The sequence below is a fragment of the Phenylobacterium sp. genome (assembly GCF_004799395.1).
In the GTDB taxonomy this organism is placed as follows: domain Bacteria; phylum Pseudomonadota; class Alphaproteobacteria; order Caulobacterales; family Caulobacteraceae; genus Phenylobacterium.
Window position 1 is genome coordinate 1 of record NZ_SSMZ01000102.1, and the last position, 13845, is coordinate 13845.

12 protein-coding genes are annotated in these 13845 nt (G+C 68.0%); 11 read left to right on the forward strand and 1 reads right to left on the reverse strand.

Going from position 1 to position 13845, the window contains the following annotated elements:
• The 11 genes from lptD to E8A12_RS07305 all read left to right on the forward strand — a co-directional run.
• Window positions 1–1736: LPS assembly protein LptD (gene lptD, locus E8A12_RS07255; protein WP_293367249.1), on the forward strand; the 1736-nt coding region annotated here is incomplete at its 5' end.
• Between the two features lie 125 nt (window positions 1737–1861).
• Window positions 1862–3181 (forward strand): peptidylprolyl isomerase, encoded by a 1320-nt coding sequence (locus E8A12_RS07260; protein ID WP_293367260.1) that lies wholly within the window; start codon window positions 1862–1864, stop codon window positions 3179–3181.
• Window positions 3178–4200, forward strand: a complete 1023-nt coding sequence (gene pdxA / locus E8A12_RS07265) for a 4-hydroxythreonine-4-phosphate dehydrogenase PdxA (RefSeq protein ID WP_293367250.1) — start codon at window positions 3178–3180, stop codon at window positions 4198–4200. The genes E8A12_RS07260 and pdxA overlap by 4 nt, the downstream gene beginning before the upstream one ends.
• A complete protein-coding gene (gene rsmA / locus E8A12_RS07270) occupies window positions 4197–5054 on the forward strand; it encodes a 16S rRNA (adenine(1518)-N(6)/adenine(1519)-N(6))-dimethyltransferase RsmA (RefSeq protein WP_293367251.1) in 858 nt (285 codons plus the stop codon). The genes pdxA and rsmA overlap by 4 nt, the downstream gene beginning before the upstream one ends.
• Before the next feature lie 48 nt (window positions 5055–5102).
• The gene (locus E8A12_RS07275; protein ID WP_293367252.1) at window positions 5103–5789 is read left to right on the forward strand and encodes a DUF969 domain-containing protein; all 687 of its coding nucleotides are present in this window, start codon (window positions 5103–5105) and stop codon (window positions 5787–5789) included.
• Window positions 5786–6739 carry a DUF979 domain-containing protein gene (locus tag E8A12_RS07280; RefSeq protein ID WP_293367253.1) on the forward strand — a complete coding sequence of 318 codons (954 nt, stop codon included), beginning with the start codon at window positions 5786–5788 and terminating at the stop codon, window positions 6737–6739. Before E8A12_RS07275 ends, E8A12_RS07280 begins: the two co-directional genes overlap by 4 nt.
• Complete coding sequence (locus E8A12_RS07285) at window positions 6720–7745, forward strand: DUF2891 domain-containing protein (protein ID WP_293367254.1); 1026 nt, start codon at window positions 6720–6722, stop codon at window positions 7743–7745. Before E8A12_RS07280 ends, E8A12_RS07285 begins: the two co-directional genes overlap by 20 nt.
• Window positions 7746–7925: 180 nt before the next feature.
• Complete coding sequence (locus tag E8A12_RS07290) at window positions 7926–8150, forward strand: hypothetical protein (RefSeq protein ID WP_293367255.1); 225 nt, start codon at window positions 7926–7928, stop codon at window positions 8148–8150.
• 30 nt (window positions 8151–8180) lie between these two features.
• Window positions 8181–8516 carry a hypothetical protein gene (locus E8A12_RS07295; RefSeq protein ID WP_293367256.1) on the forward strand — a complete coding sequence of 112 codons (336 nt, stop codon included), beginning with the start codon at window positions 8181–8183 and terminating at the stop codon, window positions 8514–8516.
• Between the two features lie 163 nt (window positions 8517–8679).
• On the forward strand, window positions 8680–9144 hold the full coding sequence (locus E8A12_RS07300) for an Lrp/AsnC family transcriptional regulator (protein WP_293367257.1): 465 nt from the start codon (window positions 8680–8682) through the stop codon (window positions 9142–9144).
• A gap of 244 nt (window positions 9145–9388) precedes the next feature.
• Window positions 9389–12442, forward strand: a complete 3054-nt coding sequence (locus E8A12_RS07305) for a TonB-dependent receptor (RefSeq protein WP_293367258.1) — start codon at window positions 9389–9391, stop codon at window positions 12440–12442.
• Between the two features lie 54 nt (window positions 12443–12496).
• Here the strand turns inward: E8A12_RS07305 and E8A12_RS07310 are convergent.
• A partial coding sequence (locus tag E8A12_RS07310; RefSeq protein WP_293367259.1) for an NAD(P)H-hydrate dehydratase occupies window positions 12497–13845 on the reverse strand: 1349 nt, incomplete at its 5' end.

Genomic DNA, 13845 nt, shown 5'->3' on the forward strand with positions numbered 1-13845 from the left:
AGGTCCGCCACATCATCTTCTACCGGCACATGCGCATCCACGTCCTGGGCGTGCCGATCATCTACCTGCCGATATTCTGGCACGCCGACCCCACGGCGGAGCGCGAGTCCGGCTTGCTGGCGCCGCGGATCGGGGTCAACAGCCGCCGCGGCTTCTCCTGGGATCAGCCCTATCTGTGGGTGATCAGCCCGTCGGCCGACCTGACCATCGCCCCGCAGATCAACTCCAACGTCAATCCGTTCCTGAACCTCCACTATCGGGAGCGGTTCAACGACGGCGAACTGGACGTGCGTGTGGGCTATACCTACGAACAGGACCTTGAGGGCGCCGGCACCCGGTTCGGCGACCTGACCAGCCGCAGCTACATCCTGGGCAGCGGGGTCTTCCATCCGGCCGACGACTGGACCGTGGGCTTCACCGCCGAACGCGCCTCCGACCCGCTGATCTTCGACAAGTATGACATCGGCAAGGTCTATCAGGCGCGTGGGCCCTATGTGCCGGACGACCATCGGCTGATCAGCCAGCTCTACGCGATCCGCGAGGACGATACGTCCTACGCCTCGGTCGCGGCGTTCAGCATCCAGGGCCTGCGCCCGGGCGACAACAACCGCACCTTCCCGCTGGTCGCTCCGATCATCGACAGCCATGTCGACGACCCTGACGACGTACTGGGCGGGCGGCTGCGCTTCACGGCCAGCGCCGTCTCGCTCACCCGCGACCAATCGCCGGACAATCCGGCGCTGAACCAGCCCGGACTCGACAGCGCGCGGGTCAGCGGCGGCCTCGACTGGCGGCGGATCTTCACATCGGAGAGCGGCTTGCGGGTCGAGCCCTTCGTGCAGATGCGCCTGGATGGCTATGACGTCCGCGACATCCTGACCGGCGTCGGCAACAACACCACCAGCCTGACCACGGCGCGCGCGGTGGGCGTGGTCGGGGCCGACATCTCCTATCCGGTCTATCGCCGCTGGCACGATGCGACGGTGATCCTGGAGCCCCTGGCGCAGATCGACATCTCGCCCAAGGCCGATCAGGTGACCATCGGCCACGATCCGACGACCGGGAAGCCCGTCTACCTGGACGAGGACTCGGTCGCCTTCGAATTCGACGAGACCACTCTCTTCCAGCCGAACAAATTTCCGGGCTACGACCTCTACGAGGACGGGATCCGCCTGAACGTCGGCGGCCGGGCCTCAATCCTCTGGGACGACGGCCGCCGCGCGAGCGTGATGATCGGTCGCAGCTTCCGCGACGGTTCCAACGACGTCTTCGCCCCCGGATCCGGCCTCACGACCGCCGCTTCGGACTGGATCATCGCCGCCGACGCCGCGCCGATCCCGCACCTGTCCTTCTTCGGCCGCGCGCGGCTCGATTCCGACACCCTCCAGATCCACCGCCTTGAGGCCGGCGTCAACTTCGACAGCAAGTGGGGCTCCGGCTACGTCCGCTACCTGTCGGACGACCAGGGAATCGACGGCACGCCGATCAAGAACACCGACATGGGCGCCGACTTCAATATCACCCAGCACTGGGGGGTCAGCGTGTACGGCAACCGCGATCTGATCCAGAACGCCTGGGTGATCCGCGACACCGGCGTGTTCTACAAAGACGAATGCATCCGGGTGGACGTGTTTTATCGCCACGAAGACGTTATCATCGGGCGGCTGACATCCAGCGACGAACTGTCGTTCCGCCTAACGCTGGCCACATTGGGCGCACCATTTTATGGCAGGTAAGGCTTTGCGGCCGGACGCGGCCGAACGAGGGAATGAGCTTATCCATGACGCGCGCGCGTAACGTCACGAGCCGAGGGGCGCGGGGCGCTGTGATTGCAACAGCTGTCCTGGCTGTCGCCTTGCCCATGGGTCTGCAGGCCCAGCCCTTGCGTGGCGCGGTCGGCGCCCCGCCTCCGGCCACCCAGCCCGCCCCGGCTGCCGCCGCGCCGGCCCCTGCGCCGACGCCGGCCATCTACACGCCCATGCGCCCGATGTCGGAATCGATCGCCGCGATCGTCAACGACGACATCATCTCAACCTACGACCTGGCGCAGCGCATGCGCCTCTTGATCGCCACCACCGGCGTGCAGCCGACGCAGGAGAACCTGCAGGAATTCCAGCAGCAGGCCCTGGTCTCGCTGGTCGACGAGCGCCTGCAGATCCAGGAGTTGTTGCGCGTCCAGAAGGATCAGAAGGTGACGATCATCGCCACCGACGACGAGGTCCAGGACGAACTCGCCGGCATGGCGCAGCAGAACAACATGAAGCCCGAAAACTTCATCGCCGTTCTGAAGAGCCAGGGCATCACCTCGACCACCCTCTACGACCAGATCCGCGCCCAGATGAGCTGGCAGCGCTGGATCCGCGGCCGCTACGGCACGCGTCTGCGGATCGGCGAGGACCAGATCAAAGCCACCCAGACCCGGATGATCGCCGCAGCCTCCAAGCCGCAGTACGAAGTCAGCGAGGTGTTCCTCGACTCCGGGCGCACCGGCGGCATGGACGCCGCGGTCAAGGGCGCGACCCAGCTCGTCGCCCAGTTGCAGCAAGGCGCGCCGTTCCCCGCCGTGGCCCGCCAGTTCTCCGCCTCCTCGACCGCCGCCGCCGGTGGCGACGCCGGCTGGATCAGCCAGGGCGAGATGCCGGCGGAGGTCGATGCCGCCCTCGACCAGCTGCGTCCAGGCCAGCTCTCCCAGCCGATCCCGGTCAAGGACGGCGTCTACATCATCTACCTTCGCGACAAGCGCGCCGGCTCCGGCCAGACGCTGGTCAGCCTGAAGCAGGCCGCCATCGCTCTGCCGGCCGACGCCAGCGCCGCCGACGTCGCCGCCGCCAAGGCCACGCTGGTCGCGGTCCGCGGCCAGATCAAGGACTGCGCAACCCTGGAGGCCACCGTGGCCAAGACGTCGGGCGTGGTCGCCGGCGACCTGGGCGAGGCGGAGACTGGCGACCTGCTGCCGGAATTCGCCGAGGCCGCCAAGACCCTGCAGCCCGGTCAGCTGTCGCAACCGATCCGCACCAAGGTCGGCCTCCACGTCCTGGCAGTCTGCGGCAAGCGCGCCGCCGGCGCCGCCCAGGTGGACCACGACCAGATCGAAAGCCGGTTGACCGGCCAGCAGCTCAGCATGATCTCGCGGCGCTACATGCGCGACCTGCGCAATTCCGCGACCATAGAGACCAGGTGAAACCGGGGCCGCTCGCCCTGAGCCTCGGCGATCCGGCCGGCATCGGACCGGAGATCGTCGTCAAGGCCTGGAACGAGCTGCGACATGGCGGCCCGCCCTTCATGGTTGTGGGCGACTATCAGTCGCTGGCGTCCGCCTCCGGCGGCGGCGGGGCGGGCATCCTCAGGCAGGTGGTCGCGCCGGCCCAGGCCCTCGAGGCCTTCGCCGACGCCCTGCCCGTGCTCAACCTGCCGCTGAAGAGCCCCGTCGTCGCGGGCCAGCCCTCCTCCGCCGCGGCGCCGTCCATCATCCAGTGGATCGAGACCGCGGTGGGCCTGGCGCTGTCCGGCGCAGTGGCAGGCGTAGTCACCGCCCCGATCTCCAAAGCTCCGCTCTACGAAGCCGGTTTCAAATTCCCCGGCCACACCGAGTTCCTGGGCGAGCTCACCGCCGCCGAACGGTTCGACGGCGCGCGCGGACCGGTGATGATGCTGACCGCCGGAGGATTGCGCGTCGCGCTCGTGACCGTCCACATGCCCCTGGCCAAGGTCTCCGCGGCGCTGAGCATCGAGGCCATCGTCAACGTCGCGCTGGTCACCGCCGACGCCCTGCGCCGCGATTTCGGCGTCCGGAGCCCGCGGCTGGCGGTCGCCGGCCTCAACCCGCACGCCGGCGAAGGCGGTGGGATCGGGCGCGAGGAAATCGAGATCGTGGCCCCCGCGGTCGCGGCCCTGCAGGACCTGGGGATCGACGTCTCCGGGCCCTACCCGTCCGACACCCTGTTCCCGGAGGCGATGCGGGCCAGCTATGACGCCGCCATCTGCCTCTACCACGACCAGGCGCTGATCCCGGTGAAGATGCTCGACTTCTGGGGCGGGGTGAATGTCACCCTCGGCCTGCCGATCGTGCGCACCTCACCTGATCACGGCACCGCCTTCGACATCGCCGGCCGCGGCCTGGCGCGCCCCGACAGCCTGATCGCCGCTATCCGCCTGGCCGACCAGATCGCCCAGGCCCGGGCCAAGGAGCCGCGCGGGTGAGCCTGGAGGCCCTGCCGCCGCTGCGCGACGCCTTGGCCGCGCACGGCCTGATGGCCAAGAAGGCGTTCGGCCAGCACTTCCTCCTCGATCTCAACATCACCCGCAAGATCGCCCGCCTGGCGGAGCTCAAGCCCGGTGACCGGGTCATCGAGGTCGGGCCTGGCCCCGGAGGCCTGACCCGAGCCCTGCTAGAGACCGGCGCCCGCGTCACCGCCATCGAGAAAGATCAGCGGTTCCGGCCACTTCTGGAGGACCTGGCCGCGGCCACCGCCGCCGGCGCGCTGACTCTGGTCTTCGCTGACGCGCTCGCCGCAGACGAGGCCGAGCTGATGGAGGGCGATCCTGGCCACGTGGTCTCCAACCTGCCGTACAATGTCGGCACCGCACTCCTGATCAAATGGCTGACCGGGCCATGGAGGCCGTCCTCCATGACCCTGATGTTCCAGAAGGAAGTCGCCCAGCGGATCTCCGCCGCGGTCGACGGCGACGCCTACGGCCGCCTGGCGGTCATCGCCCAGGCCACCTGCGCCGCGCAGACCGTGATGGATGTGCCGGCCCGCGCCTTCACGCCGCCGCCCAAGGTCGAATCCGCCGTGGTGCGCCTGACGCCACTCGCCGACCGGCCGTCGCCCGAACGCCTGGACGCCCTGCAGAAGCTCACCGCCGCGGCCTTCGGACAGCGCCGCAAGATGCTGCGCGCCAGCCTCAAGAGCCTGGGCGGCGAGGCCCTGATCGGGGCGGCCGGCCTCGACCCGCAGGCCCGCGCCGAGACGGTCGACGTCGCCGGCTTCCTGCGCCTGGCCGACGCCTGGCTGGCCGCCCGCGCGCGACAGGCCGCCGGAGCCGTTGCCTAGAGCCGCGACTGCCGCTCCTATGGCGCGGCCGTTCGCGAAGGAGACTGGATGCTGATCCTGCTAGGCGTGGCCGTGATCGTCGTGGGCTTCGCCGTCCGTCTCAATCCGCTGCTGGTGGTGGTGGCCGCGGCCCTGACCAGCGGCTGGTTCGCCGGCCTCTCGCCGTTGCAGGTGATCGCGGCCTTCGGCAAGGCCTTCAACGACAACCGTTTCGTCAGCGCCGCCTACCTGGTGCTGCCACTGGTCGGAGTGCTGGAGCGCGCCGGCCTGCGCGAGCAGGCGGGCCGCGTCATCGGCCGCTTGCGCGGGGTCTCCGTAGGCCGCCTCCTGATCAGCTACATGCTCTTCCGCCAGGCCACGAGCGCGGTGGGCCTCCAGCCGATCGCCGGCCACGCCCAGACCATCCGCCCGATCGTCGCCCCCATGGCAGAGGCCGCAGCCGAGGCCCGCGACGGTTCCCCGGACATCGCTACCCGCCATGCCATCCGCGCCATGGCCTCAGCCACCGACAATGTCGCGGTATTCTTCGGCGAGGATATCTTCGTGGCCATGGGTTCGGTGCTGTTGATGGTGGGCTTCCTCACCACTGCGAAGATCGTGCTCGACCCGATCCAGCTGTCGGTCTGGGCGATCCCGACAGCCTTGGCGGCCTTCGCCATCCACGCCACGCGGCTGGTGCTGTTCGACCGCCGTCTCGCACGCCAGGCCACCGCCCGTGGCGCGACCCAGCCATGATCAGGCTCGGGGCCGTCTACCTACTGGCGGGCCTGATGTTCGCGGGCTTCGCGCTGTTCAGCGGACTCGACCGCAGCAATCCCAAACGCTGGGGGAACACAGCCTTCTGGGCCCTGGTTGCGCTGAGCTTCCTGGCCGGCGACCGGCTGGGCGACCTTGGCAACGGCGTGTTGGTCCTGGGCCTGGCGCTGCTGGCCGGGTTGGGTTTCCTGGGCCGCAGTCATCCGGAGACCACGACGCCAGGCGAGCGGATGGCGACCGCCGAGCGTTACGGCAATCGTCTGTTCGTCCCGGCCCTTGTGCTGCCGCTGGTCGTCGCCCTCGGCGTGCTGGTCCTGAAGCCGGTCCAGATCGGCGGCGTGCCGCTGATGGATCCGAAGCAGGCGACGCTGATCTCGCTCGCGCTCGCCGTGGTCGCAGCGGTGGCGACTGCGCTCCTGCTGCTGCGCCAGCCTCCCGCCGCGGCGGTGCAGGAGGGCCGCCGCCTGGTGGACACGGTCAGCTGGGCCGCGCTCCTGCCGCAGTTCCTGGCCGCATTGGGCGCGGTCTTCGCCCTGGCCGGCGTCGGCAAGGAAATCGGCGGGCTCGTCACCGACTACCTGCCGGTGGACACTCGCTTCGCTGCGGTCAGCGTCTACTGCGTGGGCATGGCCGCCTTCACCATGCTGATGGGCAACGCCTTCGCCGCCTTCCCCGTGCTGACCGGCGGGGTGGCCATCCCGATCCTGGTCGGCCACTTTGGTGGCAACCCGGCGGTGATCGCCTCCATCGGCATGCTCTCGGGGTTCTGCGGCACGCTGATGACGCCGCTGGCCGCCAACTTCAATCTGGTGCCGCCGGCCCTGCTGGAAATTCCCGACCGCTATGCCGTGATCAAGGCCCAGATCCCGACCGCCCTCCTCATGCTGATCGTCAACACGGTGCTGATGTATGTCCTCGCCTTCCGCTAACCGCCTTTCGCCCGAGATCGCCTCCAAATTCGCCGGCATCGCGCTCGGGCACGTGACTCGCGAATATCCCAACAAGCTCGACCATGTGCTTGAGGACCCAGCCGACGCGCGAGGCCCGCGCGACCTGCACCCGATCTTCTTCGGCAGCTTCGACTGGCACTCCTGTGTCCACGGCTACTGGCTGCTGGCCACCCTGCTGCGCCGCGAGCCGGGCATTCCGGAGGCGCCCACGATCCGCGCCCTGTTTGACGCCGCCTTCACCGCGGAAAAGGTCACCGGCGAGGTCGCCTATCTGGCTCGACCCTCAAGCCGCGGGTTCGAGCGGCCCTATGGCTGGGGCTGGCTGCTTAAGCTGCAAGCCGAGCTGATGGCGCACGAGGCGTCGTGGGCGGCGACGCACCAGCCGCTGGCGGACGTCTTCGTCCAGCGATTCTGCGACTTCCTGCCCAAGGCCTCCTACCCGATCCGCACGGGGGTGCACTCCTCCACGGCCTTCGCTATCGCGCTCGCCCAGGACTACGCCGTCGCGGCGGGCGATCATGCCCTCACCGCCCTGTTCGCCGGGAAATGTCGCGCCTGGTATCTGGCCGACCGCGACGCGCCAGCCTGGGAGCCGTCGGGCGATGAGTTCCTCTCGGCCACCCTGATGGAGGCCGAGTGCCTGCGTCGCCTGTCGCCGCCGGCGGAATTCGCGCCGTGGTTCGCGGCCTTCCTGCCGCGCGCGGCCGAGCGCCAGCCGGCCAGCCTGTTCACGCCCGCCACCGTCTCCGACCGTAGCGACGGCAAGATCGCCCACCTCGACGGGCTCAATTTCTCGCGCGCCTGGTGCTGGCGTGAACTGGCCGGCGCCCTCCCCGTTGGCGATCCGTTGCGCAGCGTCGCCGAGGCGACGGCGCGCGAACACCTGGCCGCCAGCCTGCCGCACGTCGCAGGGGATTACATGGGCGAGCACTGGCTCGCGTCCTTCGCGCTCCTGGCGCTGACGGCCGGCGAAGTCATTGGTTAGATTGCGGAAATTTCACCCGCTAGATTACATCTTCTTCACAATTCCAAGTTGCGCTTTTTGAGCGGGGGCTACGTTCAGAACGCGCGGAAATGGCGTGCGCCGCGCCTCTAAGCGGCAAAACCGCAGCCGAACGAGCCTACGCTTTCCTGCAGTGAGGGAAGTTCGCTTGCGGGGACGGCTATGAAACTCTGCGGTCAAATCTCGGTCGAACTGAACGTCGGCGACTATATCGAGGCGGCCGATCACCAGAAGCGGCTTGAGGATATCCTGAAGCTGGTGCGTGACGCCTACCCCGACGCCACGCTGGCGATGCGTGAGCGGCGGCAACGCAAGGCCCTGCCGCTCACCCGCGCCGCGCCGCGGACGGCGGCGACCGGCGCGCTGAACCGCTACGCCGACGAATAACGGCCGCCATTGCGTCCCAGGGATTCCCTATTGGAGGCGATCCTCGCCTTGAAGGCGCTCGACGCCCGCATCAGCGTCAACGAGATCGTGGCCTTTCTCTACGTCTGTGAAAACGAGGGCCTCAGCGTTCAGGAACTGGCTTTGGTCGCGGGCCTGAGCCAGTCGACGGCCTCGCGCAGCCTGCGCTCACTGGGCAGGCCCGGATCGGACTGGGCTCAGCCGCCCGCGCTGGGGCTGGTGGACGCGTTCCTCAATCCGACCGACGGACGCAGCCATGTCGTCCACCTGAGCGACAAAGGCCGATCTCTCCGCGACAAGCTCGACGGCATGATCCGCCGGGCGGTGACCATTGACTACGAAAGGTGAATTTCGACTCTCAGGTTTCGCTCAGCAAACTCTATGCATAGTTGCGACAAACCCAAGAATGAATACTACCACGTCACCCTGTTACACCAGATGAACGCAAGTTAACTGTCGCGGCGGCGATTCCCGTGGTTGTTTCCCTCTTCTTGGGGAAGCACAGACTGCTATGGCCTATCCACTCGACCGTCTGGACGTTCAGATCCTGGCCGCGCTGCAGGAGAACAACCAAGCCACCGCCCAGGTCCTTGCCGACCGGGTGCCGCTGTCGCCGTCCGCGATCCTGCGACGCATCCGCCAGTACCGCGACGAGGGCGTCATCGCCGCCGACGTCTCGATCATCGAGCCGGCGCAGGTGGGTGAGCGGATCTCCGTCCTGATGATGGTCCAATTGGAGCGCCACTCCCCGGCGGCGGTCAGCGAGTTCCGTTCGCATCTCTGCCGCTCGCCGCAGGTGCAGGTCTGCATGGAGATCTCCGGCGCATACGACATCTCCTGCATCGCCATCTTCCGGGGGATGGAGGAGTTCAACGCCTTCACGGACGCCAACATCGCCGGCCATCCGGCGGTGCGCCGCTGCGAAGCCAGCTTCGTCAAAAAGCGCGTTAAATTCACCACGGCGATCCCGCTGTAAGGAGTTTCGCGCAGATACATGCAGAGTCGACTATAATATAGCCTTACGCGATTACTTCGTTCTTTGTGTCCATTTCGAGACATGTGGACCGCATTACCGGTCTTGGCGCCACATCTGCGTTGACCACTTCCTGCAGCCCTAAGTAATTCCAGCTAACCGGGGTCTCCGAGAGGCCGCCCTGGGACTCGATCTTTGTTTGGGGGCTGGCCGGCTCCACGGGGCGCGGCTGCTGGAGGAGTTGACCTTGAAAATCCAAAACACCCGGGAGCGCCTGTTGGCCTCCTCGATGATCTGCGGCGCCGCCTTCCTGGGGCTGTCCGCGTCCCAGGCCTTCGCCGCCGCTGCGGCGGCCGACGCCAACGGCGGCGAAGTCTCCGAAATCGTCGTGACCGGCACCCGGATCCCGTCGCCGAATCTGACCTCCATCGCGCCTGTCACCACGGTCGGCAACGCCGAGATCAAGGCGCAGGGCGTCACCCGCATCGAAGACATCACCAACGCCCTGCCGCAGGTGTTCGCGGGCCAGGGCTCGTCGATCACCAACGGGGCGACCGGCGCGGCCACGATCAACCTGCGCGGCCTGGGCCCCAACCGCACCCTGGTGTTGATCGACAACCGCCGCCTGATGCCCGGCGATCCGACCAACAGCCTGACGGTGGCCGCCGACCTGAACTTCATTCCGGCCGCCCTGGTCGAGCGCGTCGACGTATTGACCGGCGGCGCCTCGGCGACCTATGGCGCCGACGCCGTGGCCGGCGTCGTCAACTTCGTGATGCTGAAGAACTTCGAAGGCGTCCGCCTCGACGCTCAGTACTCGGGCTACCAGCACGACAACAACAACTCGACCGGCCAGACCGCGCTCAAGGCTGCCGCGGCCACCGCCATCATCCCCTCCCAGTTCGCGATCCCCGGCAATCTCTGGGAAGGCGAAGGCTCCGAAGCCAGCGTGGTGATCGGGGTCAACGCGCCGGACGGCAAGGGCAACGTGACCGCCTACGCCACCTATCGCCAGAACAATCCGATCCTGGAAGCCGACCGCGACTTCAGCGCCTGTACGCTGGCAACGAGCGCGGCGGGCTTTGGCTGTTCGGGTTCCGGCACCGCCTACCCGGCCCGCGTCGGTAGCTTCCTGGTCGATCCGACCACCTTCAACACCTTCCGGCCCCGCGTGGCGACGGACGTGTTCAACTTCGGTCCCGCCAACTTCTTCGTGCGGCCTGACGAGCGCTACAACCTGGGCGCCTTCGCCCACTACGAGATCGCGCCGTGGGCCACGGCCTACATGGACGCGATGTTCATGGATGATAACTCCACCGCCCAGATCGCCGCCGGCGGCATCTTCGCCTCGACCTTCAGCGTCAACTGCGCCAATCCCTTCCTGACCGCCCAGGAAAAGGGCCTGCTGATCCCCGTCGGCGGCACGGCGGCCAATGGCCAGACCTGCGCCAACACGCCTGGCGGCACCTTCACCGGCACTGTCTCGCGCCGTCTGCTGCCCAGCGAGCAGACCGGCCGCCTGACGCAGTTCCGGCACACGGACTACCGGATCGTCCTTGGCCTGAAGGGCGACCTGGGCAAGAACTGGAACTACGACGGGTACATGCAATACGGCTCCGTCGAGGTGCAGAACCGCCAGAGCGGCAACTTCGACACCACCCGCATCAACCAGTCCCTGAACGCCGTCGCCGGCCCGAATGGGACCCCGATCTGCAACCCGGCCGGAAACCCCGACCCGGGCTGCGTGCCGATCAACATCTTCTCCTCAGCGCTGATCTCGCCGGCGGCGATCAACTTCCTGTCGATCAACAGCTTCAACAGCGGCGACATCACCGAACGGGTGGTCAGCCTGGCCTTCACCGGCAAACTCGGCGACTACGGTGTCAAGAGCGCCTGGGCGAACGAGGGTGTCGGTGTCGCCCTCGGCGCGGAATATCGCCGCGAGCACCTCGACACCGTCGCCGACTTCCTGGCCAACAACGGCTTGGTAAACGGCAACGGCGGCGCCAATCCGCCGGTCAGCGGCAGCTTCGACGTCTACGAACTGTTCGGCGAGGCTCGCGTGCCGCTGATCAGCGACATGCCCTTCGCCAAGGACGTCTCGCTCGAGCTCGGCTACCGTTTCTCCGACTACTCCTCGGTCGGCGACACCAACACCTACAAGGTGGCCGGCGAATGGGAAGTGATCGACGGCGTGCGCTTCCGCGCCGGCTACAACCGCGCCGTCCGCGCGCCCAACGTGCAGGAGCTGTTCGCGCCGCAGAACGTCGTCCTCGACGGCACGCAGGACCCCTGCGCGGGCCTGGCGGCCAACGCGGCGGCCAACGCGGCCAAGATCGCCAACTGCGCCAACGTCTTCCACCTGACTACCGCGCAGGTCCTGGCGATCGAAGCCAACCCGGCCAACCAGTACAACGGCCAGATCGGCGGCAACCCGAACCTGAAGCCGGAAATCAGCGACACCTACACGGCCGGCGTGGTGTGGCGTCCGGACTTCGTGCCCGGGCTCGACGTCTCGCTCGACTACTTCGACATCAAGATCGACCAGTTCATCTCGCGGATCGGCGCCAACCTCGAGCTGAACCAGTGCCTGGCCACCGGAAGCCCGACTTTCTGTTCCCTGGTCCATCGCGACGCGAACGGCTCGCTGTTCCTGACCAATAACGGCTTCGTGCAGGACACCACGCTCAACACCGGTTCGTTGAAGACCACCGGCGTGGACCTGAACGTCAATTACCACACAGACCTCGACAAGCTGGGTCTTGGCGACAACGGCTCCATCGCCGTCAACATGGTCGGCACCTGGCTCGACACCCTGATCACCCAGCCGCTGCCGGGTGGGCCGTCCTATGACTGCGCGGGCCTCTACGGCACCATCTGCAGCGGCAACCCCGCGGTGAACGGCGCGCCGTCGCCGCGGTGGCGGCACAAGGCCTCGCTGATCTGGAACACGCCGTACTCCTACGGCGACTGGTTCAAGTCGCTGAGCTTCCGGGCCCAGTGGCGCTACTTCGGCAAGGTGAGCCTTGACGCCTACGACTCGAACCCGCAGCTCAACAATCCGGCGCTGCAATTCCCTGTTGAGCAGCATCTGGCGGCTCAGAATTACATCGACCTGACGGCGAACTTCACGGTCCACAACAACCTGAATTTCCGGGTGGGCGTGAACAACGTGTTCGACAAGGACCCGCCGCTGGTCGGCTCGAACCTGCCCGGAACCACCGGCAACGGGAACACCTTCCCGCAGGTCTACGATGCGCTCGGCCGCTTCGTGTTCGTCGGACTGACCGCCGACTTCTAGGAAAGCGATCGCCTTTCGGGAGATGGGGCGGCGGAGCGATCCGCCGCCCTTTTCCTACCGCTCGTCGAACAGCCGGCGCAGGACTGCCGGGGCCAGGCCCGGCAGGTCTTCGGAGACCAGTCCCGGACCGTGCAGCTCGGCGGCCTCGGTATGGATCCAGGCTCCGGCGCAGGCGGCCTCGAAGCTCTCCATCCCCTGGGCCACCAGACCGCCGATGAAGCCGGACAGGACGTCGCCCGACCCTGCGGTGGCGAGCCACGGCGAACCGTTGCCGTTCACCGCGCAGCGCCCGTCCGGTGCGGCGATCACCGTGTCGGAGCCCTTCAGCAGCACCACGGCTCCGGCCCGTTCCGCGGCTGTGCGCGCCGCGGTGATCCGCTCCGGCGAGGCGGCCAGCAGACCGGGGAACAGCCGCTCGAACTCCCCGGGATGCGGGGTCAGGACGTCGTCGCGGTCCAGCAGCGAGAACAGCTCCTCCGGATCTTCGCGGAAGACGGTGATGGCGTCGGCGTCGAGGACTAGCGCCGCGCCGGTCCGCGCCAGGGCCAGGACGTTCAGCAGGGTGGGTTCTCCCACGCCGGCCGCCGGACCGATCACCGCGGCGTCCACGTCCTTGGCCGCCTGCTCCAGCTCCAGGTCGGTCTCGAAGGGCTTCAGCATCACCGCTTCCAGGTGCGCGGCGTTGACCGGCAAGGCCTCGGGCGGCGACAGCACCGTCACCAGCCCGGCCCCGATGCGCAGGCCAGCCCGGGCGGCCAACCGCGCCGCGCCGGTCTGCCAGGCCTCGCCGCTCACCACCACCAGCCGGCCGCGAGCGTGCTTGTGCGAGGCCGCGGTGGGCCAAGGAAACCGCGGCAGCCACAGCTCCGGGCCGTTCTCCATCGTCTTGCTGTCGGTGACGCCAAGCCCGATGTCGGCCACGATCACCTCGCCGCAGCGCCCATGGCCGGGTTCCAACAGGTGCGCCGGCTTCTTGGCGTGGAAGGTCACGGTGAGCGACGCGCAGGCCGCCGGACCGAGGGGCTTGCCGGTGTCGCCGGGGACCCCGCTCGGAACGTCGATGGCGACCACCCGCTCCGGCGTCTCGGCCATGGCCAGGGCCGCCGCCGCGGCGGGGCCTTCCAGCGGTCGCGAGAGGCCGGCGCCGAACAGGGCGTCGATCCAAACGCCCGGCTCCAGGACGCCGTTCAGCGGCTTGGTGGGACCGCTCCACCGCGCGCTCGCGGCCTGGGCGTCCTGCGTCGCGGGCTCGCCGAGGTTTCGCACCTCCACCGGCCAACCGCGGTCCTTCAAAAGGCGCGCAGCGACGTAGCCGTCGCCGCCGTTGTCGCCAGGCCCGCAGAGCACCGTGGTCGCCTGCTTGTCGAACCGCGCGCAAACCGCATCGGCGACCGCCGTCCCCG

Excerpts from the sequence above, each read along its gene's own strand:
- E8A12_RS07260 (WP_293367260.1), top strand. The coding sequence starts at position 1,862 with ATGGGTCTGCAGGCCCAGCCCTTGCGTGGCGCGGTCGGCGCCCCGCCT.
- E8A12_RS07275 (WP_293367252.1), top strand. The coding sequence starts at position 5,103 with ATGCTGATCCTGCTAGGCGTGGCCGTGATCGTCGTGGGCTTCGCCGTC.
- E8A12_RS07280 (WP_293367253.1), top strand. The coding sequence starts at position 5,786 with ATGATCAGGCTCGGGGCCGTCTACCTACTGGCGGGCCTGATGTTCGCG.
- E8A12_RS07285 (WP_293367254.1), top strand. The coding sequence starts at position 6,720 with ATGTCCTCGCCTTCCGCTAACCGCCTTTCGCCCGAGATCGCCTCCAAA.
- E8A12_RS07290 (WP_293367255.1), top strand. The coding sequence starts at position 7,926 with ATGAAACTCTGCGGTCAAATCTCGGTCGAACTGAACGTCGGCGACTAT.
- E8A12_RS07300 (WP_293367257.1), top strand. The coding sequence starts at position 8,680 with ATGGCCTATCCACTCGACCGTCTGGACGTTCAGATCCTGGCCGCGCTG.